Annotated in this window: 31 protein-coding genes; 14 read left to right on the top strand and 17 right to left on the bottom strand. The window is 53.8% G+C overall.

The window, feature by feature from the left end:
* Positions 1-3 precede the first annotated feature (3 nt).
* The 11 genes from npr to ACMGG3_RS15635 form a co-directional block, all read right to left on the bottom strand.
* Entirely contained in the window at positions 4-276 is a 273-nt protein-coding gene (gene npr / locus ACMGG3_RS15685; protein ID WP_003861872.1) for a PTS phosphocarrier protein NPr, read from the bottom strand.
* Entirely contained in the window at positions 273-1,127 is an 855-nt protein-coding gene (gene rapZ, locus ACMGG3_RS15680) for an RNase adapter RapZ (protein ID WP_014171820.1), read from the bottom strand. The genes npr and rapZ overlap by 4 nt, the downstream gene beginning before the upstream one ends.
* Before the next feature lie 45 nt (positions 1,128-1,172).
* Positions 1,173-1,664, bottom strand: coding sequence for a PTS IIA-like nitrogen regulatory protein PtsN (ptsN, locus tag ACMGG3_RS15675; RefSeq protein ID WP_014171819.1), 492 nt, complete (start codon positions 1,662-1,664; stop codon positions 1,173-1,175).
* A gap of 82 nt (positions 1,665-1,746) precedes the next feature.
* Entirely contained in the window at positions 1,747-2,034 is a 288-nt protein-coding gene (hpf, locus tag ACMGG3_RS15670) for a ribosome hibernation promoting factor (RefSeq protein ID WP_014171818.1), read from the bottom strand.
* 22 nt (positions 2,035-2,056) lie between these two features.
* Positions 2,057-3,490, bottom strand: a complete 1,434-nt coding sequence (gene rpoN, locus ACMGG3_RS15665; RefSeq protein WP_014171817.1) for an RNA polymerase factor sigma-54 — start codon at positions 3,488-3,490, stop codon at positions 2,057-2,059.
* Positions 3,491-3,537: 47 nt separating this feature from the next.
* Positions 3,538-4,263: an LPS export ABC transporter ATP-binding protein gene (gene lptB, locus ACMGG3_RS15660; RefSeq protein ID WP_014171816.1), complete on the bottom strand. Its 726-nt coding sequence runs from the start codon at positions 4,261-4,263 to the stop codon at positions 3,538-3,540.
* Positions 4,264-4,269: 6 nt separating this feature from the next.
* Positions 4,270-4,824 (bottom strand): lipopolysaccharide ABC transporter substrate-binding protein LptA, encoded by a 555-nt coding sequence (lptA, locus tag ACMGG3_RS15655; RefSeq protein ID WP_020883526.1) that lies wholly within the window; start codon positions 4,822-4,824, stop codon positions 4,270-4,272.
* A complete protein-coding gene (gene lptC / locus ACMGG3_RS15650) occupies positions 4,793-5,368 on the bottom strand; it encodes an LPS export ABC transporter periplasmic protein LptC (protein WP_014171814.1) in 576 nt (191 codons plus the stop codon). The genes lptA and lptC overlap by 32 nt, the downstream gene beginning before the upstream one ends.
* Positions 5,365-5,931: a 3-deoxy-manno-octulosonate-8-phosphatase KdsC gene (gene kdsC / locus ACMGG3_RS15645; protein ID WP_014171813.1), complete on the bottom strand. Its 567-nt coding sequence runs from the start codon at positions 5,929-5,931 to the stop codon at positions 5,365-5,367. Before kdsC ends, lptC begins: the two co-directional genes overlap by 4 nt.
* A gap of 14 nt (positions 5,932-5,945) precedes the next feature.
* Positions 5,946-6,932: an arabinose-5-phosphate isomerase KdsD gene (gene kdsD / locus ACMGG3_RS15640; protein ID WP_020883527.1), complete on the bottom strand. Its 987-nt coding sequence runs from the start codon at positions 6,930-6,932 to the stop codon at positions 5,946-5,948.
* A 13-nt stretch (positions 6,933-6,945) separates the two neighbouring features.
* Complete coding sequence (locus tag ACMGG3_RS15635; protein ID WP_020883528.1) at positions 6,946-7,923, bottom strand: calcium/sodium antiporter; 978 nt, start codon at positions 7,921-7,923, stop codon at positions 6,946-6,948.
* A 231-nt stretch (positions 7,924-8,154) separates the two neighbouring features.
* Between ACMGG3_RS15635 and mlaF the strand changes: the two genes are divergently transcribed.
* From mlaF to murA, 7 genes are all read left to right on the top strand, one after another.
* The gene (gene mlaF, locus ACMGG3_RS15630; RefSeq protein WP_014171809.1) at positions 8,155-8,967 is read left to right on the top strand and encodes a phospholipid ABC transporter ATP-binding protein MlaF; all 813 of its coding nucleotides are present in this window, start codon (positions 8,155-8,157) and stop codon (positions 8,965-8,967) included.
* 7 nt (positions 8,968-8,974) lie between these two features.
* The gene (mlaE, locus tag ACMGG3_RS15625; RefSeq protein WP_010436044.1) at positions 8,975-9,757 is read left to right on the top strand and encodes a lipid asymmetry maintenance ABC transporter permease subunit MlaE; all 783 of its coding nucleotides are present in this window, start codon (positions 8,975-8,977) and stop codon (positions 9,755-9,757) included.
* Between the two features lie 4 nt (positions 9,758-9,761).
* Positions 9,762-10,310: an outer membrane lipid asymmetry maintenance protein MlaD gene (mlaD, locus tag ACMGG3_RS15620; protein WP_025202923.1), complete on the top strand. Its 549-nt coding sequence runs from the start codon at positions 9,762-9,764 to the stop codon at positions 10,308-10,310.
* An 18-nt stretch (positions 10,311-10,328) separates the two neighbouring features.
* Complete coding sequence (gene mlaC, locus ACMGG3_RS15615) at positions 10,329-10,964, top strand: phospholipid-binding protein MlaC (protein WP_047956163.1); 636 nt, start codon at positions 10,329-10,331, stop codon at positions 10,962-10,964.
* Entirely contained in the window at positions 10,964-11,257 is a 294-nt protein-coding gene (gene mlaB / locus ACMGG3_RS15610) for a lipid asymmetry maintenance protein MlaB (protein WP_014171806.1), read from the top strand. Before mlaC ends, mlaB begins: the two co-directional genes overlap by 1 nt.
* Positions 11,258-11,383: 126 nt before the next feature.
* Positions 11,384-11,638, top strand: a complete 255-nt coding sequence (gene ibaG, locus ACMGG3_RS15605) for a BolA family iron metabolism protein IbaG (RefSeq protein ID WP_008501458.1) — start codon at positions 11,384-11,386, stop codon at positions 11,636-11,638.
* 50 nt (positions 11,639-11,688) lie between these two features.
* Positions 11,689-12,948: a UDP-N-acetylglucosamine 1-carboxyvinyltransferase gene (gene murA, locus ACMGG3_RS15600; protein WP_020883531.1), complete on the top strand. Its 1,260-nt coding sequence runs from the start codon at positions 11,689-11,691 to the stop codon at positions 12,946-12,948.
* 61 nt (positions 12,949-13,009) lie between these two features.
* On the opposite strand, the gene sfsB is transcribed toward murA, so the two are convergent.
* Positions 13,010-13,297: a DNA-binding transcriptional regulator SfsB gene (gene sfsB / locus ACMGG3_RS15595; RefSeq protein ID WP_014171802.1), complete on the bottom strand. Its 288-nt coding sequence runs from the start codon at positions 13,295-13,297 to the stop codon at positions 13,010-13,012.
* A gap of 231 nt (positions 13,298-13,528) precedes the next feature.
* Positions 13,529-14,500 carry an octaprenyl diphosphate synthase gene (gene ispB, locus ACMGG3_RS15590; protein WP_414149303.1) on the bottom strand — a complete coding sequence of 324 codons (972 nt, stop codon included), beginning with the start codon at positions 14,498-14,500 and terminating at the stop codon, positions 13,529-13,531.
* A 256-nt stretch (positions 14,501-14,756) separates the two neighbouring features.
* Here ispB and rplU point away from each other — a divergent pair, with 256 nt between their 5' ends.
* From rplU to cgtA, 4 genes are all read left to right on the top strand, one after another.
* Positions 14,757-15,068 (top strand): 50S ribosomal protein L21, encoded by a 312-nt coding sequence (gene rplU / locus ACMGG3_RS15585; RefSeq protein ID WP_003025032.1) that lies wholly within the window; start codon positions 14,757-14,759, stop codon positions 15,066-15,068.
* A 19-nt stretch (positions 15,069-15,087) separates the two neighbouring features.
* Positions 15,088-15,345, top strand: coding sequence for a 50S ribosomal protein L27 (rpmA, locus tag ACMGG3_RS15580; RefSeq protein WP_004385076.1), 258 nt, complete (start codon positions 15,088-15,090; stop codon positions 15,343-15,345).
* A 96-nt stretch (positions 15,346-15,441) separates the two neighbouring features.
* On the top strand, positions 15,442-16,407 hold the full coding sequence (locus ACMGG3_RS15575) for a DMT family transporter (protein WP_014171799.1): 966 nt from the start codon (positions 15,442-15,444) through the stop codon (positions 16,405-16,407).
* 15 nt (positions 16,408-16,422) lie between these two features.
* Positions 16,423-17,595 carry an Obg family GTPase CgtA gene (gene cgtA / locus ACMGG3_RS15570; RefSeq protein ID WP_014171797.1) on the top strand — a complete coding sequence of 391 codons (1,173 nt, stop codon included), beginning with the start codon at positions 16,423-16,425 and terminating at the stop codon, positions 17,593-17,595.
* 32 nt (positions 17,596-17,627) lie between these two features.
* On the opposite strand, the gene pmrB is transcribed toward cgtA, so the two are convergent.
* From pmrB to dacB, 3 genes are read right to left on the bottom strand one after another with little or no spacing between them, the layout of a single operon-like run.
* Positions 17,628-18,671 (bottom strand): two-component system sensor histidine kinase PmrB, encoded by a 1,044-nt coding sequence (gene pmrB / locus ACMGG3_RS15565; protein ID WP_014171796.1) that lies wholly within the window; start codon positions 18,669-18,671, stop codon positions 17,628-17,630.
* The gene (gene pmrA / locus ACMGG3_RS15560) at positions 18,668-19,330 is read right to left on the bottom strand and encodes a two-component system response regulator PmrA (protein WP_014171795.1); all 663 of its coding nucleotides are present in this window, start codon (positions 19,328-19,330) and stop codon (positions 18,668-18,670) included. Before pmrA ends, pmrB begins: the two co-directional genes overlap by 4 nt.
* Before the next feature lie 2 nt (positions 19,331-19,332).
* Positions 19,333-20,766 carry a serine-type D-Ala-D-Ala carboxypeptidase gene (dacB, locus tag ACMGG3_RS15555; RefSeq protein ID WP_025202924.1) on the bottom strand — a complete coding sequence of 478 codons (1,434 nt, stop codon included), beginning with the start codon at positions 20,764-20,766 and terminating at the stop codon, positions 19,333-19,335.
* Positions 20,767-20,993: 227 nt separating this feature from the next.
* On the opposite strand from dacB, the gene greA reads away from it, so the two are divergent.
* The gene (gene greA / locus ACMGG3_RS15550; RefSeq protein WP_014171793.1) at positions 20,994-21,470 is read left to right on the top strand and encodes a transcription elongation factor GreA; all 477 of its coding nucleotides are present in this window, start codon (positions 20,994-20,996) and stop codon (positions 21,468-21,470) included.
* A 151-nt stretch (positions 21,471-21,621) separates the two neighbouring features.
* Here greA and yhbY read toward each other — a convergent pair whose 3' ends face one another.
* Positions 21,622-21,915 (bottom strand): ribosome assembly RNA-binding protein YhbY, encoded by a 294-nt coding sequence (gene yhbY, locus ACMGG3_RS15545; RefSeq protein ID WP_003861814.1) that lies wholly within the window; start codon positions 21,913-21,915, stop codon positions 21,622-21,624.
* Between the two features lie 127 nt (positions 21,916-22,042).
* Between yhbY and rlmE the strand changes: the two genes are divergently transcribed.
* Both rlmE and ftsH read left to right on the top strand, forming a co-directional pair.
* A complete protein-coding gene (gene rlmE / locus ACMGG3_RS15540) occupies positions 22,043-22,669 on the top strand; it encodes a 23S rRNA (uridine(2552)-2'-O)-methyltransferase RlmE (RefSeq protein ID WP_014171792.1) in 627 nt (208 codons plus the stop codon).
* Between the two features lie 102 nt (positions 22,670-22,771).
* Positions 22,772-24,706 (top strand): ATP-dependent zinc metalloprotease FtsH, encoded by a 1,935-nt coding sequence (ftsH, locus tag ACMGG3_RS15535; protein ID WP_414149302.1) that lies wholly within the window; start codon positions 22,772-22,774, stop codon positions 24,704-24,706.
* Positions 24,707-24,792 lie beyond the last annotated feature (86 nt).

Here is a 24,792-nt window from a genome sequence, read left to right as displayed (position 1 = left end):
GTGTTAGTCTTCGTCAAACCCGGCGTTAAACAGCGCAATCACCGCCGCCAGCGCTTCCTCTTCCTGTGGACCGGTAGCTTCTACTTCAATCTGGCGGCCTTTGGCGGAGTCCAGCATCAGCAGCGCAATCACGCTGTTCGCTTCCGCCTCGGTACCTTCATCGTTACGCAGCAGAACTTCTGCATCGAAACCCTGCATCAGCTCAAACAGTTTCATCGCCGGACGTGCATGCATGCCCAGCTTATTGGTGATCTCAACGGTTTGTTTTACGGTCATGTTTTACGTTTTTCCAGCGTGCGATGACGGGACTGAACGTTCTTTCCGCGTGAGCGGAAATAGTCGGCCAGCTGTTCGGCGATATAGACCGAACGATGTTTACCGCCGGTACAGCCAATCGCCACGGTCAGGTAGCTACGATTGTTTGTCTCCAGCATAGGTAACCATAGCTCAAGGTAGCTTCGCGTCTGGTAGATAAAATTGTGAACTTCTGTGTGTCTGTCGAGGAAGGCCGCGACGGGCTTATCGAGACCGGTCATTGGACGCAGCTTCGGATCCCAGTGCGGGTTCGGCAGGAAGCGCACGTCGAAAACATAATCCGCATCGATAGGAATACCGTGCTTAAAGCCGAATGACTCGAACACCATCGTCAGTTCACGCTCGCGTTTGCCCAGTAAACGGGTACGCAGCATTTCCGCCAGTTCATGCACGGACATTTCGGACGTATCGACAATCAGGTCAGCACGGGAACGCAGCGGTTCCAGCAGATCGCTCTCTTCGTCGATAGCACTTTCCAGCGAGAGGTTCTTGCTGGAAAGCGGATGCAAACGACGGGTATCGCTGTAGCGACGGATCAGAGTATTGCGGTCTGCATCGAGGAACAGCAACTGAGGCGAGAATGAATCAGGCAGGTTGCTCATTGCCTGTTCAAAAATTTCTGGCGATTCAGGCATGTTACGAACGTCGATACTGACGGCGGCAGAGATTTGCCTCTCCGCAAGCGTGCGTGCCAGGTCGGGCAACAGCACGACCGGCAGGTTATCTACGCAGTAAAACCCCATGTCTTCCAGCGCGCGCAGGGCCACGGATTTCCCGGACCCTGAACGGCCACTGACAATCATCAGCACCATGTTCCGTTTCTCCTCAGGACAACAGATGTGAAGGCCATCTCCTGGTTATGCATCATCCTGATTGCCTTCTGCTTCAGTGATAATTTGATATAGCTCTTCATCACTTTGGGCTGCGCGCAGTCGACGGCAAATGGTTTTATCGGCCAGGCGTTTTGCGACCAGCGAAAGCGTATGCAAATGGGTTTTCGTCTGGTCGGCAGGCACCAGCAGCGCGAAGAGGAGATCGACGGGCTGATTATCGATGGCATCGAAGGCGATAGGCGTCTCCAACTGCACAAACACACCGACGGCACGCAGGGTGTCCTCTTCCAGTTTGCCGTGCGGGATCGCGATGCCGTTGCCGATGCCGGTACTGCCCATTTTTTCACGGGTCAGGATCGCTTCGAACACGACCTGCGGCGGCAGGCCCAGCTGTTTTGCGGCCAGTTCACTGATGATCTCCAGCGCACGTTTTTTGCTCTGGCAGTGAACAGCACTGCGCGTACATTCCTGGTTAAGGACATTGCTCAGTTGAAGAGCGGAATCGTTGTTCATCATAATTTCACCTAAGCGCTAACTGTACAAACGGCCTGTTGTGTTTCACAACAGGCCTTCCTGCACCCGTTAACTGCCCGGACAATTAGTGTTGTTTCAGTTTGTCTTTATGTTTATTGAGCTGTCGTGCAAGCTTATCAATCAAGCCGTCGATAGCAGCGTACATGTCTTGCCCTTCCGCACTGGCATGGAGCTCACCCCCGTTGACATGCAGGGTCGCATCCGAGATATGAGTCACTTTCTCCACTTTCAATACAACATAGACCTGGTTGATCCTTTCGAAATACTGCTCGAGTTTCGCGAATTTAGCATTCACAAAATCACGTAAAGCCTCAGTAATCTCGACGTTATGTCCTGTGATATTGAGCTGCATAGTGTCTTCCTTATCGGTTGTGTCAGACCAGCTGTTTACGCTGGTTAGACGGCGGAATGGATAAAGACTCTCGATACTTCGCAACAGTTCGGCGTGCCACCATAATACCCTGGTCGGACAGTATGGTGGTTAACTTACTGTCGCTCAGTGGCTTCGCGGGGTTCTCCGCGGCGATCAACTTCTTCACCAGGGCGCGAATGGCCGTTGACGACGCTTCACCGCCGCCCTCGGTATTCACATGGCTGGAGAAGAAATACTTAAGCTCAAAAATACCGCGTGGGCTGTGCAGATACTTCTGCGTGGTCACGCGGGAAATGGTTGATTCATGCATCTCGACGGCCTGGGCGATATCCGCCAGCACCATCGGTTTCATATACTCTTCGCCCTGCTCAAAGAACGCCTGCTGCTGTTCGACAATACAGCGGCTTACGCGGAGCAGCGTATCATTTCGGCTCTCCAGACTTTTGATCAACCATCGCGCTTCCTGCAAATTGCTACGAATGTATTGATTATCGGAGTCGTTACGCACGCTGGTGCACATGGAGGCATACTGCTGGTTGATTTGCAGGCGAGGGATGCTGTCTGAGTTCAGTTCAACGACCCAGCGGTCATTGTGTTTTCTGACCAGCACATCCGGGATGACGTACTCGGGTTCGCTGGTCTGAATGGACTGACCGGGGCGCGGATCGAGGGACTGAATCAGATTGACCGCCTCTTTCAGCACCTCTTCTTTCAGGCGCGTGACGCGCATCAGACTGCGGAAATCGTGATTGGCCAGAAGATCCAGATGGTCGCTGATGATCAAGCGGGCTTCATCAAGCCATGGCGTCTCTTTGCTGAACTGAGAAAGCTGGATAAGCAGGCAGTCGCGCAGATCTTTTGCGGCCACCCCAACCGGATCGAAACGCTGAATGCGCTTCAGAACGGCTTCTATCTCCTCGAGTTCAATCTCTTCGTCACCCATGCTTTCCAGAATTTCGTCCAGCGTGACGGTCAGATAACCGGTGTCATCCACGGCATCGACAATGGATGTCGCTATCGCGCGGTCAGTATCGGAGAAGGGGGTAAGTTCCACCTGCCACATCAGGTAATCCTGCAGTGACTGGGTAGTTTCACCCTGATAAACCGGTAGCTCATCGTCCTGGTAGTCTGCACGCGTACCGGAAGGGGTTCCGGCGGTGTAGATTTCATCCCAGCTGGCATCCAGCGGAAGCTCGTCCGGCATCTCTTTTTGTTCGAGCGCATCGGCGGTGTCGAGTGCTTCAGTATCCTGCGACTGCTGGGTATCTACCTCTTCATGAAGATCGGCTTGCTCCAGCAACGGATTGCTATCCAGCGCTTGCTGGAGCTCCTGCTGGAGTTCTAAGGTGGACAGTTGCAACAGGCGAATCGCCTGCTGTAGCTGCGGCGTCATCGCCAGTTGTTGGCTGAGCCGTAATTGCAAACCTTGCTTCATGTTCAGAGCATTTTTCTCCGGTTCGGCGTTACATTACCTCTACCCTATCAGAGTCTGAAGTCTTCCCCAAGGTAGACACGCTTAACATGATCATCTTCGAGGATCTGCTGCGGCGTACCGTGGGCGATCAGATTGCCCTGGCTCACGATGTATGCGCGTTCGCACACGGCCAGCGTTTCACGGACGTTATGGTCAGTGATCAGTACGCCAAGCCCGCTGTCGCGCAGATGCTCAATGATACGTTTAATGTCGATAACGGAGATGGGGTCAACGCCTGCAAACGGTTCATCCAGAAGGATAAATTTCGGGTTTGCAGCCAGCGCACGCGCAATCTCAACGCGACGGCGTTCACCGCCGGACAGCGCCTGACCGAGGCTGTCGCGCAGATGTTCGATATGGAACTCTTCCATCAGCTCGTTAGCCCGGTCCTGGCGCTGTTCACTGGTCAGATCGTCACGAATTTGCAGGACGGCCATCAGGTTATCAAAGACGCTCAGGCGGCGGAAAATGGAGGCTTCCTGCGGCAGATAGCCGATACCGCGACGCGCACGCGCATGCAGCGGCAGAAGACTGATATCTTCATCATCAATGACGATGTTGCCCGCATCGCGCGACACAATGCCAACGACCATGTAGAAGGTTGTGGTCTTGCCCGCACCGTTAGGGCCAAGCAGGCCTACAATTTCGCCGGAGTTGACGGTCAGACTGACATCTTCTACGACACGGCGGCCCTTATAGGCCTTCGCGAGATTTTTTGCAGTTAATGTTGCCATAACGAATTAGTTACTCTTCTTCTGTGCCGGGGCCTGACCCTTACCTTTGTCCTGCAGCTGCGACGGAACCAGCACGGTGGTTACGCGTTTGCCTTTCTCGCTGGAGGCCTGCATTTTTTGCTCTTTCACCAGATAGGTGATCTGGTCGCCGGTGATGTTGCTGTCCAGCTGTTCCAGATAAGCGTTACCGGTCAGGATGACCAGGTCCTTCGCCAGCTCATAGTGCATATGCGTGGCGCGGCCTTTCACGGGTTTGCCGTTATCCTGCATCTGGTAGAAGGTTGCCGGGTTGCCATAGCCATCAATGATCTCTTTGCCTTGCTCGCCACCGGGACGGGTAACGACCACTTTGTCGGCGTTGATTTTGATGGTGCCCTGGGTCATGACGACGTTACCGGTAAAGGTAACGACATTACCTTGCATATCAAGCGACTGCGTGTCGGACTCGATATGGATAGGCTGGTCAGTATCGCCCGTTACAGCAAGCGCGGGAAGACTGGTCGCCAGCATCGCACTGGCGATAATTACTTTAAGGCTGAGTTTGTTTGTTTTGAATTTCATAGGAGGTTCTAACCTTTTCAATCAGCTCGGCGTTTTTGCTGCGTAAGTTCCCGCGCATTCTTAAACCGCTGGAATTAAATGTTGTGCCATACAGTGTGACCAGATCCTGCGACGTCACGTCCTGGGTCACGAGGTTGATCTGTGCATTATCCGTCGTGATTTTGCGCAGTTGTGAGTCAGCGGTCAGGGCGTTGACTTCAACGTGGCCATACAGATAAAGCATACGGTCATTCGTCAGTTTTGCCCGGTCAGATTTAATCGACCACGTCGGCACTTTGTCTTTATCAAACGTGGTCATGACGGGCTGGGTAAACCACGAAATACCGTCATCTGAAAAATATTCAACATGCTGGGCAATCAGGCGATAGTTCAGCGCACCTTCCGGGCTGTAGACCACGGTGTCACTGTGATCGCTTTTATAAGTTGGCTCGCTCGTATTGACCACTTCCGTCTGCGTATCGTCGCGATCGGCAAGGTTCACGCCAATCAATACCAGTGCGACAAGCGAAAGCAGAATGATAACCCAACGTCTGGTTTTACTCATATCGATTGCCCTTTGGCCTCATCAAGCTTGCCCTGCGCCAGCAAAAGCAGATCGCAGACTTCACGTACGGCACCACGGCCACCGTTAATATGGGTGACATAGTCAGCACGCGGGATCAGCAGCGGATGCGCATCGGCCACGGCGATACTCAGACCGACTTCAGCCATCACCGGCCAGTCAATCAGATCGTCCCCGACATAGGCCACGTTTTCCGGCGCGACAGCCAGTTTACCCAGTAAATCGTTGAACGCCGCCATCTTATCGGACTGACCCTGATACAGATGGGTAATGCCTAACGTTTCACAACGGTCTTCTACCAGTTTAGCTTTCCGACCGGTGATGATGGCAACGTCGATGCCTGATGTGAGCGCACAACGAATACCGTAGCCATCGCGAACGTTAAACGCTTTCAGCTCTTCACCATTATTGCCCATGTAAATCAGGCCATCAGAGAGTACCCCATCCACATCCAGGATGAGCAGGCGAATGTTTTCCGCCTTTGCCATCATATGGGTACTGACCGGACCATAACAGGTTGCAAGGGATGCACCCGCATTACTCATTGTCTTATCCTTCATTACACTACGCCTGCGCGCAGCAGATCATGCATATGTACCACACCCAGCAACTGGTCGCCATCGGCAACCATCACTGAGGTGATATGACGGGACTGCATCAGGTTCAGCACATCCACCGCCAGCGTGCCCGGACGAACACGGATACCGCCGGACGTCATCACATCAGCGATGCCCAACGTGCGAACATCAACACCCATGTCGAACACGCGGCGCAGGTCGCCATCGGTGAAGATCCCCTGGATCTTCATCAGGTCGTCGCACACAACCGTCATACCCAGATTCTTGCGGGTGATCTCCAGCAGCGCATCGCGCAGGGAGGCCTCTTTACTGACGTGAGGGATCTCATCGCCAGTGTGCATAATATCGTTAACCCGAAGCAGAAGCTTACGCCCGAGCGCGCCACCTGGGTGGGAAAGCGCGAAATCTTCCGGGGTAAAACCGCGGGCTTCCAGCAACGCAACGGCAAGCGCATCGCCCATGACCAGCGCAGCGGTCGTGCTGGACGTTGGAGCAAGACCCAGCGGGCAGGCTTCTTTAGGCACTTTCACGCACAGGTGAATATCCGCCGCGCGCGCCATGCTACTTTCCGGGCGGCTGGTCATGCAAATAAGCGGAACCCGCAGCCGCTTCAGCACGGGGATCAGCGCCAGGATCTCATTAGACTCACCGGAGTTCGACAGCGCGATGACGATATCCTGCGGCGTTACCATGCCCAGATCGCCGTGCGCGGCTTCCCCCGGGTGTACAAAGAAGGAAGAGGTTCCGGTGCTGGCAAACGTTGCCGCCATTTTGCGCCCAATGTGACCGGACTTGCCCATGCCCATCACCACGACTTTACCGGCACAGTAGAACATCTTCTCACATGCCAGACTAAAATCCTGATTAATGTACTGATCTAACTGCGCCAGACCTTCACGTTCAATCTCCAGAACCTCTTTGCCTGCTTTCTGAAAGTCAAAACCCGGCTGCAATTCTATTTGCGACATAATGCGTTTCCGTTTACCCAGAGAGAAGAGGCGAAAGCCAGTACAGCATCGCCATCCATACGATAAATCCACCCGTCAGCAGCGCCCCTGCGCCTTTGCCGATCTGTCGTTGCCGCCGCCAGCAGAGCAGGGCAAAAATGACGCTGACCAGCAACATCACCCCGTAATCGCGTGAGAATGCCAGGGGGTTAAAAGGCCCGGGCGTTATCAGGGCCGGCAGGCCCATCACGATGGCGATATTAAAAATGTTTGAACCGATAATATTGCCTATGGCAATGTCATCTTCACCTTTACGTGCCCCTGCGATAGCGGTGGCCAGTTCTGGCAGACTGGTGCCAATGGCAATGACCGTCAGGCCAATGGTGAGCTCACTCATGGCGAAATAGTTCGCCAGCACCGTGGCGTTATCGACGACCATGCGCGTGGCCATCGGCATGATGATCAGCGCGACGCCGAGCCACAGCAGCGCCACAGGCAGCGTGCCTTCACGCGGGAGTTCGGCGACCTGCTCTCGCGTCAGGCTGTCCTGGCCCTGTTTTTCTGCCAGACGGGCGATTTTAACACTATACAATAGCCAGATAACGGCCAGCGCCAGCAAGAAAATGCCGTCACCGTAGCTCAGTACGCCATCATAAAATACGCACCCTGCCAGCAGGCTTACGATTAACATTAGCGGCAATTCACGGCGCAGAACATCAGAATGCACGCGAAATGGATGGAGCAGGGCCGCCAGGCCAAGGATCAGTAAGATATTGACGATGTTGGAACCAATCGCGGTGCCGACGGCAAGGTCTAACTGACCGTGCAGTGATGCCGTGACAGAGACGATGATTTCAGGAAGCGAGGTTCCGACACTGACCACGGTCATCCCGATGACGACAGGCGGTACGCCAGTCAGGCGGCACAGGATAGATGCAGCAAATACCAAACGGTCAGCACTGTAGACCACCAAAAGTAAACCAATTATTAACAGTGCTGTTGCTAAAAGCATCAAAAGTCCTTTCTTCAGGTATACTCGTCGGTCCATCGCGCAGGAATGGAATGGCAGGACTGCATACAGTCTGAGGCGTAACGAATTCCTAATTTTGACTTTATGCGCCGGAAAAGTAAAACAAATGCCAGCTTTCGCTAACCTCAACGGCTAATATTCTGTAAAAATGCTGAGTTTAGGGCTGATTCAGTCTGCATGCTTAACGTGAGCAGGGTAAGAAAGGAACCATAAATGAGCCAAACTATGGCGAATTTAGTTGATGTCCGGGGTGTGAGTTTTTCTCGCGCCAACAGATTGATATTCGATGATATTTCGTTGACCGTACCGCGTGGCAAGATCACTGCCATCATGGGGCCGTCCGGGATCGGTAAAACGACCCTGCTGCGCCTTATTGGTGGCCAGATCCCACCCGATAGCGGTGAAATCCTCTTTGACGGCGAAAACATCCCCGAGATGTCACGATCGCGCCTGTATACTGTTCGTAAACGCATGAGTATGCTTTTCCAGTCGGGAGCGTTGTTCACGGACATGAACGTCTTTGATAACGTGGCTTATCCGCTGCGCGAACACACCCGTCTGCCGCCAGAGCTGCTGAAAAGTACGGTGATGATGAAGCTTGAAGCCGTGGGACTGCGAGGGGCTGCAAAACTGATGCCCTCAGAGCTGTCCGGCGGTATGGCACGCCGCGCCGCGCTGGCACGCGCCATCGCCTTAGAACCCGATTTAATCATGTTCGACGAACCGTTCGTCGGGCAGGACCCTATCACGATGGGCGTGCTGGTGAAGCTCATCTCTGAACTGAACAGCGCGCTCGGCGTAACCTGCATTGTGGTTTCTCACGATGTACCGGAAGTGTTGAGCATCGCCGACTATGCCTACATTGTGGCAGACAAAAGGATCGTCGCGCATGGCAGCGCTCAGGCGTTGCAGGAAAACTGCGATCCGCGTGTACGGCAGTTCCTCGACGGCATTGCGGATGGGCCTGTGCCGTTCCGCTACCCGGCGGGCGACTATCGTGACGATTTACTGGGAATAGGGAGTTAAGCCACTGATGCTGTTAAATGCATTGGCCGCTCTTGGACACCGTGGCATAAAAACCATCAGGACGTTCGGGCGTGCCGGATTGATGTTGTTCAACGCGCTGGTCGGCAAGCCGGAATTTCGTAAGCATGCACCGCTACTGGTGCGGCAGCTCTATAATGTCGGCGTGCTGTCGATGCTCATCATCATTGTCTCCGGTCTGTTTATCGGCATGGTGCTGGGGCTGCAGGGCTACCTCGTTCTGACGACCTACAGCGCCGAAACCAGCCTCGGCATGCTGGTGGCGCTGTCGCTGCTGCGTGAACTGGGGCCGGTGGTGGCGGCGCTGTTGTTCGCCGGGCGTGCAGGGTCGGCTTTGACCGCTGAAATTGGCCTGATGCGTGCGACCGAGCAGCTTTCCAGCATGGAGATGATGGCGGTCGACCCGCTGCGTCGCGTGATCTCGCCACGCTTCTGGGCGGGGGTGATTTCCTTACCGCTCCTGACGATCCTCTTTGTCGCCGTGGGTATCTGGGGCGGTTCGCTGGTTGGCGTTCACTGGAAGGGCATCGATGCGGGCTTCTTCTGGTCGGCCATGCAGGACGCCATCGATCTGCGAATGGATCTGGTTAACTGTCTGATTAAAAGCGTGGTATTTGCCATTACGGTCACCTGGATCGCCTTGTTCAATGGCTATGATGCGATCCCGACTTCGGCGGGCATCAGCCGTGCAACTACACGTACTGTCGTACATTCGTCGCTGGCCGTACTGGGTCTGGATTTTGTGCTCACCGCACTGATGTTTGGGAATTGAGTTCATGCAAACGAGAAAAAATGAAATTTGGGTCGGCGTGTTCCTGTTACTGGCGTTGCTGGCCGCGCTGTTTATCTGCCTGAGAGCGGCGGATATCACGTCTGTGCGCACCGAGCCGACTTATCGCATTTATGCGACCTTTGATAACATCGGCGGGCTGAAGGCGCGCTCGCCGGTACGTATAGGCGGGGTGGTCATTGGGCGCGTCTCTGACATTACACTTGATGAGAAAACCTATCTGCCGCGCGTGTCGATGGATATTGAAGAGCGTTATAACCATATCCCGGACACCAGCTCGCTTTCTATCCGCACGTCCGGCCTGTTGGGTGAGCAATATCTGGCGCTTAACGTCGGTTTTGAAGACCCGGAGCTGGGAACGACTATCCTTAAAGACGGTAGCGTAATCCAGGATACGAAGTCCGCGATGGTACTGGAGGATATGATTGGTCAGTTCCTTTATAACAGTAAAGGAGATGATAAGAAGTCCGACGCTGCCCCTGCGCAGAGCGAAGATCCTGCCAGTGTCGCACCGACACCAGGCACGACGAATTAATTTCAGGAGAAGTCATTCATGTTTAAACGACTGTTAATGGTTGCCATGCTGGTCATTGCCCCTCTCACCGCGGCGCATGCTGCGGATCAGAGTAACCCGTACAAACTGATGGATGAGGCTGCGAAGAAGACCTTCGACCGGCTTAAAAACGAACAGCCGAAAATTCGTTCCAATCCTGATTATCTGCGCGACGTGGTTGATCAAGAGCTGCTGCCGTACGTGCAGATCAAATATGCGGGTGCGTTGGTTCTGGGCCGTTATTACAAAGACGCGACCCCGGCGCAGCGCGAAGCCTATTTTGCCGCGTTCCGTGAATACCTGAAACAGGCTTACGGTCAGGCACTGGCGATGTATCACGGTCAGACCTATCAGATTGCGCCAGAGCAGCCGCTGGGCGACGCGACTATCATTCCTATCCGCGTAACGATTATCGATCCTAACGGCCGTCCGCCAGTGCGCCTGGACTTCCAGTGGCGTAAAAACAGCCAGACCGGTCACTGGCAGGCCTATGACATGATTGCCGAAGGGGTGAGCATGATCACCACTAAACAGAACGAGTGGAGTGACCTGCTGCGCACCAAAGGCATTGATGGCCTGACCGCACAGCTGCAGTCTATCTCGCGTCAGAAAATCTCTCTGGACGAGAAGAAGTAATGTCGGATCAACTGAGCTGGTCGCGTGAGGGTGAGACGTTGAAGCTGACGGGTGAACTCGACCAGGATCTGCTGAACCCGCTCTGGGACAAACGTTTTGAAGCGATGCAGGGCGTGACGGTTATCGATCTGAGCGGCATTTCACGGGTGGACACGGCAGGCGTCGCGCTGCTGGCCCATCTTGTTGCCGTGGGGAAAAAGCAGGGTACAAGCGTTACGCTGCACGCGGCGAGCGATAATGTGGTCACCCTGGCCCAGCTCTATAATCTCCCTCAGGACGTACTGCCTCGTTAATATTTTCAGTGCGTTACTTCTGAAAGCCCTGACAGATTCATCGTCGGGGCTTTTTGCTTGTTTAAGACGACGCCACTTTGCTCTAAGATGTTGGGCTTGTTTTCACTATCAGATGATTAAGAACCCATGGAAAATCATGAAATCCAGACAGTGCTGATGAATGCACTCTCCCTTCAGGAAGCCCACGTCACTGGCGATGGCAGTCACTTCCAGGTTATTGCTGTGGGTGAGATGTTCGACGGTATGAGCCGTGTGAAGAAACAGCAGGCTGTGTACGCGCCGCTGATGGAATACATTGCGGATAACCGCATCCACGCCCTGTCGATTAAAGCGTTCACCCCTCAAGAGTGGGCACGCGATCGCAAACTAAACGGTTTTTGAGTTGTGGGCGACACGCCCGCAGCACGGTTGAATTTATAAGAGAGCACACAATGGATAAATTTCGTGTACAGGGGCCAACGCGTCTCCAGGGCGAAGTCACAATTTCTGGCGCAAAAAATGCCGCGCTGCCCATCCTCTTTGCTGCGCTGCTCGCGGAAGAGCCGGTAGAAATTCAGAACGTACCGAAGCTGAAAGATATCGACACCACCATGAAGTTGCTCAGCCAGCTGGGCACCAAAGTTGAGCGTAACGGTTCCGTCTGGATCGACGCCAGCAACGTAAACAACTTCTCTGCACCTTACGATCTGGTGAAAACCATGCGTGCATCCATCTGGGCGCTTGGCCCGCTGGTGGCACGTTTTGGTCAGGGTCAGGTTTCCCTGCCGGGTGGCTGCGCAATCGGCGCACGTCCGGTTGACCTGCACATCTTTGGCCTGGAGAAACTGGGCGCCGAGATCAAACTCGAAGAAGGTTATGTTAAAGCGTCTGTGAATGGCCGCCTGAAAGGCGCGCACATTGTCATGGACAAAGTGAGCGTTGGTGCCACCGTCACCATCATGTCTGCCGCAACGCTGGCAGAAGGTACTACCATCATCGAAAACGCCGCGCGTGAACCGGAGATTGTGGATACCGCGAACTTCCTCGTGGCGCTGGGTGCGAAGATCACCGGCCAGGGCACCGACCGTATCACCATCGAAGGCGTTGAGCGTCTGGGCGGCGGCGTGTATCGCGTCCTGCCAGACCGTATCGAAACCGGGACGTTCCTGGTTGCTGCCGCGATTTCAGGCGGGAAAATTACCTGCCGCAACGCGCAGCCAGATACCCTGGATGCGGTGCTGGCGAAACTGCGTGACGCAGGCGCTGATATCGAAATCGGTGAAGACTGGATCAGCCTGGACATGCACGGCAACCGTCCAAAAGCGGTAAACGTGCGTACAGCTCCGCATCCTGCTTTCCCGACCGATATGCAGGCGCAGTTCACCCTGTTAAACCTGGTGGCGGAAGGGACGGGGTTCATTACCGAGACCATCTTTGAAAACCGCTTTATGCACGTACCGGAACTGATCCGTATGGGCGCACATGCTGAGATCGAGAGTAATACCGTGATTTGCCACGGCGTTGAGAAACTGTCTGGTGCTCAGGTGATGGCAACCGATCTGCGTGCATCTGCAAGCCTGGTGCTGGCGGGTTGTATTGCGGAAGGGACGACGGTCGTTGATCGTATTTATCACATTGATCGTGGCTATGAACGTATCGAAGATAAACTGCGCGCGCTGGGTGCGAATATCGAGCGTGTGAAGGGCGAGTAATCGTTCCGGCAGCCCCCTGCCAGAAATGACCGGGGGGTTGCTGTTCCTGTCAAAAAAACCGCTATTCCTGCGGGTCTTTCTTCACTTTCCTCTGGCGGATCATGCGCGATCTGTCGATAAATTCATGGGTAATGGGATCGTGGTAACGCGAAGGCCAGATCACCCACGGATGCGTATCCAGCGCCGTCGCAATGATCAATTCTCCCTTCGGCCAGGGGCGCGTCAGGGCATTTGCCAGGGTTGAAGAACTCAGGCCATGGCGGCGAGATTCCGCAGCCAGTGATGTGCCTTTTTTGCGCAGTGCCGCAATGATATCTGCTGTGTGCCAGTCGATAAATTTCGTGTCCATAACGCTGTCCTTAAGTTCGGATTCACTTACGCCATTTCGTCTGAAACGACTGGCCTTACTATACCCATTTCAATTTCTTGTTCTAAAAAGTTCGCGTTACTGGTAGGGATATTCAGAATAAGGCATGGCTTTATTCATGCGGTCTGTAAACCGGTGCATTTACGTGAAAGAGGAATATACAGGTGTGTACTGGAATCTCCCCGCGAGGGCCGCGGGGAGGGGAGTGCAGGATTAACGGTCGCGCTGAACGGCGATATGGGCAAGGCCAATGAGCGCATCGCGCCATGGGCTGTCCGGAATGACCTGAAGTGCGGCGATGGCTTTATCCGCCTCTTCTTCGGCACGCTGACGCGTCCAGTCCAGCGATCCGCAAATGGCCATTGTTTCCAGCACGGGTTCCAGAAGATGACGACCATTTCCCTGCTCGATCGCTTCACGGATCATTTTCGCCTGGTCGGCTGACCCGTTGCGCATCGCGTGGAGTAGCGGCAGCGTCGGTTTGCCTTCGTTCAGGTCATCGCCCACGTTTTTGCCGAGCGTTTCACCGTCTGCACTGTAATCCAGCAAATCATCAATCAGCTGGAATGCGGTGCCCAGATAACGGCCATAGTCCTGCAGCCCTTTTTCCTGGGCTTCGCTACAGCCAGCCAGAATGCCGGAACACTGTGCAGCCGCTTCAAACAGGCGCGCAGTTTTGCTGTAAATCACGCGCATGTAGTTTTCTTCGGTGATGTCAGGGTCGTTGACGTTCATCAGCTGAAGCACTTCGCCCTCAGCAATCACGTTAACGGCTTCAGACATGACCTCCAGCACCTTCAGCGAACCCAGGCTGGTCATCATCTGGAAGGCGCGTGTATAGATAAAATCCCCCACCAGGACGCTGGCAGCATTGCCAAAGGCGGCGTTGGCGGTGGCTTTACCCCGGCGCATGTCTGATTCATCCACAACATCATCATGAAGAAGCGTCGCAGTGTGAATAAATTCGATCAGTGCCGCGATCGTGACGTGAGCATTTCCCTCATAGCCGACGGCTCGGGCAGCCAGGATGGCAATCATCGGGCGAATGCGTTTACCGCCGCCGCTGACGATGTAATAGCCCAACTGATTGATCAGCTGAACGTCAGAATTGAGTTGCTCCAGGATTGCTGCATTCACACCCGCCATATCTTGCGCGGTTAACTCGTTGATTTTTTCTAAATTCATCGCAAAAGCCGGGCTTTTTATCCTGTTTATCCCATCTTCAATGGGGTAACGAAGGGTTAGGTTTATCAATAGTAGTGCTGATTGTACTGAAAAAACGGCTCAGATAAACGTTACCTTACGCGTTGTGTTTTTTTTCTTCATGTATTGATGGTAGCACTTGTCAAAGGCTCGCGTTTTGCGTAATATTCGCGCCCTATTGTGAATATTTATAGCGCACTCTGATTCATACGAGGATGTGCGCGGAAGCGGAGTTTATATGTACGCGGTTTTCCAAAGTGGTGGTAAACAACACCGAGTAAGCGAAGGTCAGACCGTTCGCCTGGAAAAGCTGGACATCGCAACTGGCGAATCTGTTGAGTTCGCAGAAGTTCTGATGATCGCAAACGGTGAAGAAGTCAAAATCGGCGTTCCTTTCGTTGATGGCGGCGTTATCAAAGCTGAAGTTGTTGCTCACGGTCGTGGCGAGAAAGTTAAAATCGTTAAGTTTCGTCGTCGTAAACACTACCGTAAGCAGCAGGGCCACCGTCAGTGGTTCACTGATGTGAAAATTACTGGCATCAGCGCCTAAGACCTGAGGAGAGATTTAAATGGCACATAAAAAGGCTGGCGGCTCCACACGTAACGGTCGCGATTCAGAAGCTAAACGCCTGGGCGTTAAGCGTTTCGGTGGCGAATCCGTTCTGGCGGGTAGCATCATTGTTCGTCAACGTGGCACCAAATTCCACGCTGGCAACAACGTAGGTTGCGGTCGTGACCACACTCTGTTTGCTAAAGCAGACGGTAAAGTGAAATTTGAAGTTAAAGGCCCGAACAACCGTAAATACATCAGCATCGTTGCTGAGTAAGGTTTTCTCGGTCCGGTAACGGATTAAAGCCCCGCAACCTGTTGCGGGGCTTTTTACATTGGAAACCCGGTAATTTTTTCTGTAGGGAAAACGGGCATGAAGCAGCAGGCCGGCATTGGTATTCTTTTGGCGCTCACGACCGCAATGTGCTGGGGTGCGCTGCCAATTGCAATGAAGCAGGTACTGGAAGTGATGGAGCCGCCAACGGTGGTATTTTATCGCTTTCTGATGGCAAGTATCGGCCTTGGGGCCATCCTCGCGATCAAAGGTAAGCTTCCGCCGTTGCGTATCTTCCGTAAACCGCGCTGGCTGGTGTTGCTGGCTATCGCGACGGGTGGCCTGTTCGGTAACTTCATACTGTTCAGTTCTTCCCTGCAGTATCTTAGCCCCACGGCGTCGCAGGTGATTGGTCAGCTTTCACCGGTCGGCATGATGGTCGCCAGCGTCTTTATCCTCAAGGAGAAGATGCGTGGCACGCAAATTATCGGGGCGAGCATGTTGCTCTGTGGTCTGGTGATGTTCTTCAACACCAGTCTGATAGAGATTTTTACCCGACTGACGGATTACACCTGGGGTGTGATCTTCGGAGTGGGAGCAGCAACGGTTTGGGTGAGCTATGGCGTCGCGCAAAAGGTGTTATTGCGTCGTTTGGCCTCACAGCAGATCCTCTTTTTGCTGTACACTTTGTGTACAATAGCATTATTGCCGTTAGCAAAACCGGGTGTGATCACCCAGCTTAGCGACTGGCAACTGGCGTGCCTCATTTTTTGTGGGCTGAACACGCTGGTCGGTTATGGCGCGCTGGCCGAAGCGATGGCGCGCTGGCAGGCAGCACAGGTGAGCGCACTCATTACGCTTACCCCGCTGTTTACGCTGTTATTTTCAGATTTGTTATCAATGGCCTGGCCCGATGTCTTCGTCAGACCGATGCTCAACATGTTGGGCTATCTCGGTGCGTTTGTCGTGGTTGCGGGCGCGATGTATTCCGCCATTGGTCATCGTCTTTGGGGGCGTTGGCGCAAAAATGAAGCGGTCGTAGTAGTCCCCCGCTCAGGCGAATGAGTTACGGAGAGTAAAATGAAGTTTGTTGATGAAGCGACAATCCTGGTCGTGGCAGGTGATGGCGGCAATGGTTGCGTGAGCTTCCGCCGTGAGAAATATATTCCACGTGGCGGTCCTGACGGCGGTGACGGCGGGGACGGCGGTGACGTGTGGCTGGAGGCGGATGAGAACCTCAACACGCTGATCGACTACCGTTTCGAAAAATCCTTCCGCGCTGAGCGTGGTCAGAACGGTCAAAGCCGTGACTGTACGGGCAAACGCGGTAAAGACGTGACCATTAAGGTTCCGGTCGGTACGCGTGTGATTGACCAGGGGACGGGCGAAACCATGGGCGATATGACCAAACACGGTCAGCGTCTGATGGTGGCGAAAGGCGGCTGGCACGGTCTGGGTAACAGCCGTTTCAAATCGTCCGTAAACCGTACCCCGCGTCAGAAAACGATGGGTACGCCGGGCGACAAGCGCGATCTGCAGCTGGAGCTGATGCTTCTGGCCGATGTCGGGATGCTGGGTATGCCAAACGCCGGTAAATCGACGTTTATTCGCGCGGTCTCTGCAGCTAAGCCAAAAGTGGCGGATTATCCGTTTACCACGCTGGTACCAAGCCTGGGCGTTGTCCGTATGGATAACGAGAAGAGCTTTGTGGTTGCTGATATCCCGGGTCTGATTGAAGGTGCTGCAGAAGGTGCCGGTCTGGGTATCCGCTTCCTGAAACACCTTGAGCGCTGCCGCGTACTGCTGCATCTCATCGATATCGATCCAATCGACGGTTCCGATCCGGTAGAAAATGCCCGCATCATTATCGGCGAGCTGGAAAAATACAGCGAAAAACTGGCGAACAAGCCACGCTGGCTGGTCTTTAACAAGATCGATCTGATGGATAAAGCCGAAGCGGAAGCGAAAGCGAAAGCCATTGCTGAAGCGATGGGCTGGGAAGATAAATACTACCTGATCTCCGCGGCAAGCCAGGTTGGCGTGAAAGATCTGTGCTGGGATGTGATGACCTTTATCATCGAGAACCCGGTTGTTCAGGCTGAAGAAGCGAAACAGCCAGAAAAAGTCGAATTCATGTGGGATGACTACCACCGCCAACAGCTCGAAGAGCTGGAAGTGGAAGAGGAAGAAGACTGGGACGACGACTGGGATGAAGACGACGAAGAAGGTGTCGAGTTCATCTACAAGCACTAATCGCAGTTTAAAGCCCCCGGAAGGGGGCTTTTTTATTGCAGGCTGGACGGCAGCCAGCAGCTGGCGATTAAGCCGCCCTCAGCACCATTCTCCAGCGTCAGCTTGCCGTGGTGGAGCTGCACGATACGTTGCACAATGCTCAGCCCCAGGCCGCTGCCACCGTAGCGCTGGTCAAGACGACGGAACGGTTCAGTAATCGACTGGCGGTGCGCTTCATCTATCCCCGGCCCCTGATCGATAACGCTGACCTGTGTCCCCCCGTCAACGTCGGCCAGAGTCACGCGAATCGTTGTGCCTGACGGACTGTAGCGCCCGGCGTTCTCAAGCAGATTGCGCAGCATCAAACGCAGAAGCACCGCATCTCCCTGCACCGTGAGCGGACTTTTGTCCGGCCATATCACTGTATGCTCTTTGGCTTCATGTCCAAGACCGAGCGGCATGATGATATCGTCTGTCCAGTTGACGGTTTCATAGTGACCGCTCGCCATCGCCTGTCCGGCACGGGACAACATCAGCAGTTGCTCAACCGTGTGCATCAGCTGATCGATACGGGTAATTAACGTCGTGGCCTGTGGAGAGCCAGACTGTGCCATCAGTTCCAGATGCAGCCTGATCCCCGCAAGCGGCGTTCGCAGCTCGTGAGCGGCGTCCGCGGTGAAGAGACGTTCCTGTTGAATGGTGTGATCCAAACGGGCGAGGAGCTGGTTGAGCGAGGTTGTGACGGCACCAATTTCTTCCATGTCGGAATAGACAGGGAGTGGGGTTAAGTTATCCGCCGAGCGGTTCGCCAGGCTGACGCGCAGTTGATTCAGCGGCCGGGTTATCCAGGTGACCGCCCAGAATGAGAAGCACAGCGTAAAACCGACCATCACCAGAGAGGGAACCAGCAGCGAGGCAATCGCTTCACGGATCTCTTTCTCGACATGATTATTGCGCGATTTCGCCGAGAGCGTTTCGTTGACCAGAAAACCAATCTGTTCACGGCTTTCATGCCAGAGCCAGATCACGCTTATCAGCTGGAAAAATAACAGAATGACCGCCAGCAGAACCATTAATCGCCGACGCATGCTGTTCATTTCTGGCTCTCCAGACGGTAGCCTACGCCACGGACAGTTTTAATCCGGTCTTTACCCAGTTTGCGACGCAGATTGTGAATATGCACTTCGAGGGTATTTGAGCCGGGATCGTCCTGCCAGGAATAAATATCCTGCTGCAGGGTTTCGCGGTGTACCGTTTGTCCGCTGCGCATAATCAGGCGCGTCAGCAGCGCGAACTCTTTAGGGGTTACTTCAACCGGCAGGGACTGGCACAGCACCTGCTGGGTTTGCAGATTCAGCGTAATATCGCCGTCGGTCAGTAAGTTATCGCTGTGTCCCTGATAACGACGAATCAACGCCCGTACCCGCGCCTGAAGCTCCGCAAGGGCAAACGGTTTCACCAGGTAATCATCAGCGCCAGAATCGAGGCCGTTGATACGATCTTCAATGGCATCCCGTGCCGTCAGGATCAATACCGGATTGGCGATACCCCGGCGGCGCCACTGGCTTAGCTGCGTAGCGCCGTCTTTATCCGGTAAGCCTAAATCGAGGATCACCAGACTGTACTCGCCGCTCTGGATCAGGGCATCCGCCTCAGCCGCCGTGGCGGCGCAGTCGAGGGCATATCCTTCATTGGCCAGCGCCAGAGCCAGCCCTTCCTGCAATAACAGATCGTCTTCAACTATGAGTAGTTTCATCGCTAGTTATTCTGGTAGATGTCCTTATAAAGCCTGCTTTCGAAGCGAACCAGTGGAATACGACGATTACGCTGGTCGGTCGGTTCGACGGCATAGCCGGAAAGATACTGCACGAATGCCATGCGTTGCCCGCTGGCGGTAGTGATGAAGCCTGCAAGGTTATAAACCCCCTGCAGTGAACCTGTCTTGGCTGAAACTTTTCCGTCCACCCCGGCCGCATGAAGGCCGGCACGGTACTGAAGCGAACCGTCATGCCCGGCAAGTGGCAGCATCGAAATAAAGTTTAGCTCAGTGTCATGTTGTGCAATGTACTGAAGTACTTGCATCATCGTTGCAGGGGAGATCAAATTATGCCGCGATAACCCGGATCCATCGACGGCAATGGTGTTGCCAAGATCGATCCCCGCCTGTTGGCGCAGGATCTGACGCACAGCGTCGGAACCCGCACGCCAGGTTCCTGGCACGCCGAAACGCGCGTGACCAATCATGCGGAACACCGTGTCAGCAATCATGTTGTCAGACTTTTTCAGCATAATCCGTAGCAAATCGTGCAGCGGCGCAGATTGTTTGCTGGCGATGACCGTACCGGGTTGATTAACCTGCGTCTGGCGCAGCAGGGTACCGGAATAGGTTATTCCCGCCTGCTTCAGTTCATCCTTGAGAATGGCACCCGCATAGCTTGCGCCATCCTGTATCGCAAAGGCCAGCGGCAGCGGGTCGGCGCGCTGTGTCAGGCACCCGGTCAGCGTGAAGCGGTTAAGATCGCCTGGCACCACGTCCAGCTCGCAATACTGCGCATCCGGGGAGCCTTTTGCGAGGGTACGAACCTGGCTAAACATCGTCACCGGGTAGTAAGACGCCACGCGAATAAACGCTAAGTCATCCGGTTTTGGCGCGCTATAGAGTGAAATGGAGAAGCAGTTACGATCCACAATCGCGGCGGCTGGCGGAGCGCTAAAGCACTGCGTCATGTCGTTCCACGGCCATCCTGGCGCTTTATCGTGGCTGGCAAAAATAGAGGTGTCGATCAACACATTGCCATCAATCTTCTGCACGCCAGATTTTTTCAGCGACGCGACCATGTTGCGGATATCCTGGCGTTTAAACGTAGGATCTCCCCCGAAACGAGCGATAAGATCGCCTTTCAGTTCGCCACCCTCGATGTTGCCTTTGGTCTCGAGCGTGGTGGTAAAACGGAAGTCAGGTCCAAGCTGAAGCAGGGCGGCGAGTGCGGTGATCACCTTCTGGGTACTGGCAGGCAGCGCCATCTGTTGACTGTGATAGTCAATCTCTGGCGACTGCGCCCCGACCTTCTGCACCATCAAGGCAAGGTTGGCACCTGCGGGTAGCTGATTAATGTACTCATCAACATTCGCGGCCTGAACGCTGAACGCTATACTGGTAGTCAATCCGATGATAAATCTGGAAAATCGCATAATCTCGCGCTAACAACCCGAAAACAAACCGTCATACTACGGTGCATAGCACTGCAAAGTAAACGATGACCCATAGTGAACTTCGCGGTAAAATGCGTATCAAATTGAAAATTGTTGCTGACCTGGGGCTTCGCTCCCGGGTCGGTTTTCTTTTTGCTTCTGGCCCGCTCATGGGGGCCGGGGCAGGGAACACTGCTCCCAACAGGAATGTTTAAGAGGTATAACAAATGCAAGCTATTCCGATGACCTTACGTGGTGCCGAAAAACTGCGCGAAGAGCTGGATTTTCTGAAATCCGTTCGTCGCCCTGAAATCATCGCCGCTATCGCGGATGCGCGTGAGCATGGCGACCTGAAAGAGAATGCTGAATACCACGCGGCGCGTGAGCAGCAGGGCTTCTGTGAAGGGCGTATTAAAGATATCGAAGCAAAACTGTCCAATGCGCAGGTTATCGATATCACCAAAATGCCTAACAATGGCCGCGTCATTTTTGGTTCAACCGTTACCGTGCTGAACCTGGACAATGACGAAGAGCAGACTTATCGTATCGTGGGTGATGATGAAGCGGACTTTAAACAGAATCTGATTTCGGTGAACTCCCCGATTGCTCGCGGCCTGATTGGCAAAGAGCAGGATGATGTTGTCACTATCCGCACCCCGGGTGGCGAAGTGGAATACGAAATTATTAAGGTTGAATACCTGTAATTCGCATCTCGACTAAGATGTTGATACATTGTAAAGAAAAGAAAAAGGCCGCATAGCGGCCTTTTATCAACTCAAGGAGCGTGGCATTTTGCTCACCTGCTGACAGAAATCCCTCGTTTTACACAGAAAATGTGTTCGATTCAGGATATCCTTAGCGTGGCAGCGAGATTTTACGCTCTTTAGATGGGCGATAGAGCACCAGCGTTTTACCGATGACCTGTACATTACAGGCACCCGTTTCACGCACGATGGCTTCCACGATCAGGTTTTTAGTGTCTCGGTCTTCAGAGGCGATTTTCACCTTGATCAGCTCGTGGTGTTCCAGCGCTTGTTCAATCTCGGCAAGCACCCCTTCGGTCAAACCATTGTTGCCAAGCATGACTACAGGCTTGAGCGGATGTGCCAGACCTTTAAGGTGCTGTTTTTGTTTAGTACTCAGATTCATCGTATATTTTTGCTTACGTTGGGATTGAAAACGGTTCATTCTACCGCCATCTCCCTTATATCGCCAAATAGCTGCGTAGAAATTTACGTCACAGGCAAGTAACGATGAACCAGGACGGAAATGTTAAATGACAGGTAAAAAGCGTTCTGCCAGCTCCAGCCGCTGGCTTCAGGAACACTTTAGCGATAAATATGTTCAACAGGCACAGAAAAAGGGGTTGCGTTCCCGTGCCTGGTTTAAACTTGATGAAATACAGCAAAGTGACAAACTTTTTAAGCCAGGAATGACGGTTGTCGATCTCGGTGCAGCACCTGGCGGATGGTCCCAGTATGCGGTTACGCAGATCGGCGGAACGGGCCGAATCATCGCATGCGACCTTTTACCAATGGATCCCATCGTCGGTGTCGACTTCCTTCAGGGCGACTTTCGTGATGAATTAGTGCTGAAAGCGCTACTTGAGCGTGTAGGTGATAGTAAGGTCCAGGTTGTCATGTCAGATATGGCACCAAATATGTGTGGAACACCGGCGGTGGATATCCCCCGCGCCATGTATTTGGTGGAGCTAGCGTTAGAAATGTGTCGTGATGTACTAGCGCCTGGTGGTAGTTTTGTTGTGAAGGTGTTTCAGGGCGAAGGTTTCGAGGAGTATCTTAAGGAAATTCGCTCCCTGTTTGCGAAGGTTAAAGTTCGTAAGCCGGACTCTTCCCGGGCCCGTTCCCGAGAAGTGTATATTGTAGCGACCGGGCGAAAATGATAACCCGCGTCTTTCAGACGAAAGTTTGAATGACACGGGATATAGAGTATCCTGACGCTGTTTTTAACACAGTTGTAATATGAGGTTAATCCCTTGAGTGACATGGCGAAAAACCTAATACTCTGGCTGGTCATTGCCGTTGTGCTGATGTCAGTATTCCAGAGCTTTGGGCCCAGCGAGTCGAATGGCCGCAAGGTGGATTATTCTACCTTCCTGCAGGAGGTCAATCAGGACCAGGTTCGCGAAGCGCGTATCAACGGACGTGAGATCAACGTTACCAAGAAAGATAGTAACCGTTACACGACTTACATCCCGGTGAACGATCCTAAGCTGCTTGATAACCTTCTGACCAAAAGCGTCAAGGTGGTAGGTGAGCCGCCAGAAGAACCAAGCCTGCTGGCTTCTATCTTCATCTCCTGGTTCCCGATGCTGCTTCTTATTGGCGTCTGGATCTTCTTTATGCGCCAGATGCAGGGCGGCGGTGGCAAAGGTGCCATGTCGTTCGGTAAGAGCAAGGCGCGTATGCTAACGGAAGATCAGATCAAGACCACGTTTGCCGACGTTGCAGGTTGCGACGAAGCAAAAGAAGAAGTGGGCGAACTGGTTGAATACCTGCGCGAGCCGAGCCGTTTCCAGAAACTGGGCGGTAAGATCCCGAAAGGCGTTCTGATGGTGGGGCCTCCGGGTACCGGTAAAACCCTGCTGGCGAAAGCCATCGCGGGTGAAGCGAAGGTGCCGTTCTTTACTATTTCAGGTTCTGACTTCGTTGAAATGTTCGTGGGTGTTGGTGCATCTCGTGTGCGTGACATGTTCGAGCAGGCCAAGAAGGCAGCACCGTGCATTATCTTCATCGATGAAATCGACGCCGTAGGCCGCCAGCGTGGCGCAGGCCTGGGCGGTGGTCACGATGAACGTGAACAGACGCTTAACCAGATGCTGGTTGAGATGGATGGCTTCGAAGGTAACGAAGGTATTATCGTTATCGCGGCGACTAACCGTCCGGACGTTCTTGACCCTGCATTGCTGCGTCCAGGCCGTTTCGACCGTCAGGTTGTGGTTGGTCTGCCGGATGTACGTGGTCGTGAACAGATTCTGAAAGTTCACATGCGTCGCGTACCGCTGGCACCTGATGTCGACGCGGCGATCATCGCGCGTGGTACGCCGGGCTTCTCCGGTGCTGACCTGGCAAACCTGGTCAACGAAGCTGCACTGTTTGCTGCTCGCGGTAACAAACGCGTTGTGTCGATGGTGGAGTTCGAGAAAGCGAAAGACAAAATCATGATGGGTGCGGAACGTCGCTCCATGGTGATGACGGAAGCGCAGAAAGAGTCCACGGCTTACCACGAAGCCGGTCACGCGATTATCGGTCGCCTGGTGCCGGAACACGATCCGGTGCATAAAGTGACGATTATTCCGCGCGGTCGTGCGCTGGGTGTGACGTTCTTCCTGCCGGAAGGCGATGCCATCAGCGCCAGTCGTCAGAAGCTGGAAAGTCAGATTTCAACCCTTTACGGCGGTCGTCTGGCAGAAGAGATTATTTACGGTGCGGAACATGTTTCGACCGGTGCGTCCAACGACATTAAAGTCGCGACCAACCTGGCGCGTAACATGGTGACCCAATGGGGCTTCTCCGAGAAGCTGGGTCCCCTGCTGTATGCGGAAGAAGAAGGTGAAGTGTTCCTGGGCCGCTCCGTGGCGAAAGCGAAACACATGTCCGATGAAACCGCACGTATCATTGACCAGGAAGTGAAGCTGCTGATCGAGCGTAACTACAATCGCGCCCGTCAGATCCTGAACGATAACCTGGACATTCTGCATTCGATGAAAGATGCGCTCATGAAATATGAGACCATCGATGCTCCGCAGATTGACGACTTGATGGCTCGCCGCGAAGTGCGTCCGCCAGCGGGTTGGGAAGACCCAGGCGCTTCCAACAATTCTGACAACAATGGCACACCGCGTGCGCCGCGTCCGGTCGATGAACCGCGTACGCCGAACCCGGGCAACACCATGTCAGAACAGTTGGGCGACAAGTAAGTCACTGCTGTTGAAGTCTATGTTTGCACCTCAAACCCTGGAGCTTGCTCCGGGGTTTTTCTTTTCTGTAAAACCATATTGATACC

The sequence above is a fragment of the Enterobacter sp. BNK-18 genome, assembly GCF_047456135.1.
Taxonomy (GTDB): domain Bacteria; phylum Pseudomonadota; class Gammaproteobacteria; order Enterobacterales; family Enterobacteriaceae; genus Enterobacter; species Enterobacter ludwigii.
Note: the sequence above shows the minus strand (reverse complement) of the source record. Positions and strands in the feature narration are given on the sequence as shown.

Coding starts and splice junctions, on each gene's coding strand:
- npr (WP_003861872.1), bottom strand. CDS start 276: ATGACCGTAAAACAAACCGTTGAGATCACCAATAAGCTGGGCATGCAT.
- rapZ (WP_014171820.1), bottom strand. CDS start 1,127: ATGGTGCTGATGATTGTCAGTGGCCGTTCAGGGTCCGGGAAATCCGTG.
- ptsN (WP_014171819.1), bottom strand. CDS start 1,664: ATGATGAACAACGATTCCGCTCTTCAACTGAGCAATGTCCTTAACCAG.
- hpf (WP_014171818.1), bottom strand. CDS start 2,034: ATGCAGCTCAATATCACAGGACATAACGTCGAGATTACTGAGGCTTTA.
- rpoN (WP_014171817.1), bottom strand. CDS start 3,490: ATGAAGCAAGGTTTGCAATTACGGCTCAGCCAACAACTGGCGATGACG.
- lptB (WP_014171816.1), bottom strand. CDS start 4,263: ATGGCAACATTAACTGCAAAAAATCTCGCGAAGGCCTATAAGGGCCGC.
- lptA (WP_020883526.1), bottom strand. CDS start 4,824: ATGAAATTCAAAACAAACAAACTCAGCCTTAAAGTAATTATCGCCAGT.
- lptC (WP_014171814.1), bottom strand. CDS start 5,368: ATGAGTAAAACCAGACGTTGGGTTATCATTCTGCTTTCGCTTGTCGCA.
- kdsC (WP_014171813.1), bottom strand. CDS start 5,931: ATGAGTAATGCGGGTGCATCCCTTGCAACCTGTTATGGTCCGGTCAGT.
- kdsD (WP_020883527.1), bottom strand. CDS start 6,932: ATGTCGCAAATAGAATTGCAGCCGGGTTTTGACTTTCAGAAAGCAGGC.
- ACMGG3_RS15635 (WP_020883528.1), bottom strand. CDS start 7,923: ATGCTTTTAGCAACAGCACTGTTAATAATTGGTTTACTTTTGGTGGTC.
- mlaF (WP_014171809.1), top strand. CDS start 8,155: ATGAGCCAAACTATGGCGAATTTAGTTGATGTCCGGGGTGTGAGTTTT.
- mlaE (WP_010436044.1), top strand. CDS start 8,975: ATGCTGTTAAATGCATTGGCCGCTCTTGGACACCGTGGCATAAAAACC.
- mlaD (WP_025202923.1), top strand. CDS start 9,762: ATGCAAACGAGAAAAAATGAAATTTGGGTCGGCGTGTTCCTGTTACTG.
- mlaC (WP_047956163.1), top strand. CDS start 10,329: ATGTTTAAACGACTGTTAATGGTTGCCATGCTGGTCATTGCCCCTCTC.
- mlaB (WP_014171806.1), top strand. CDS start 10,964: ATGTCGGATCAACTGAGCTGGTCGCGTGAGGGTGAGACGTTGAAGCTG.
- ibaG (WP_008501458.1), top strand. CDS start 11,384: ATGGAAAATCATGAAATCCAGACAGTGCTGATGAATGCACTCTCCCTT.
- murA (WP_020883531.1), top strand. CDS start 11,689: ATGGATAAATTTCGTGTACAGGGGCCAACGCGTCTCCAGGGCGAAGTC.
- sfsB (WP_014171802.1), bottom strand. CDS start 13,297: ATGGACACGAAATTTATCGACTGGCACACAGCAGATATCATTGCGGCA.
- ispB (WP_414149303.1), bottom strand. CDS start 14,500: ATGAATTTAGAAAAAATCAACGAGTTAACCGCGCAAGATATGGCGGGT.
- rplU (WP_003025032.1), top strand. CDS start 14,757: ATGTACGCGGTTTTCCAAAGTGGTGGTAAACAACACCGAGTAAGCGAA.
- rpmA (WP_004385076.1), top strand. CDS start 15,088: ATGGCACATAAAAAGGCTGGCGGCTCCACACGTAACGGTCGCGATTCA.
- ACMGG3_RS15575 (WP_014171799.1), top strand. CDS start 15,442: ATGAAGCAGCAGGCCGGCATTGGTATTCTTTTGGCGCTCACGACCGCA.
- cgtA (WP_014171797.1), top strand. CDS start 16,423: ATGAAGTTTGTTGATGAAGCGACAATCCTGGTCGTGGCAGGTGATGGC.
- pmrB (WP_014171796.1), bottom strand. CDS start 18,671: ATGAACAGCATGCGTCGGCGATTAATGGTTCTGCTGGCGGTCATTCTG.
- pmrA (WP_014171795.1), bottom strand. CDS start 19,330: ATGAAACTACTCATAGTTGAAGACGATCTGTTATTGCAGGAAGGGCTG.
- dacB (WP_025202924.1), bottom strand. CDS start 20,766: ATGCGATTTTCCAGATTTATCATCGGATTGACTACCAGTATAGCGTTC.
- greA (WP_014171793.1), top strand. CDS start 20,994: ATGCAAGCTATTCCGATGACCTTACGTGGTGCCGAAAAACTGCGCGAA.
- yhbY (WP_003861814.1), bottom strand. CDS start 21,915: ATGAATCTGAGTACTAAACAAAAACAGCACCTTAAAGGTCTGGCACAT.
- rlmE (WP_014171792.1), top strand. CDS start 22,043: ATGACAGGTAAAAAGCGTTCTGCCAGCTCCAGCCGCTGGCTTCAGGAA.
- ftsH (WP_414149302.1), top strand. CDS start 22,772: ATGGCGAAAAACCTAATACTCTGGCTGGTCATTGCCGTTGTGCTGATG.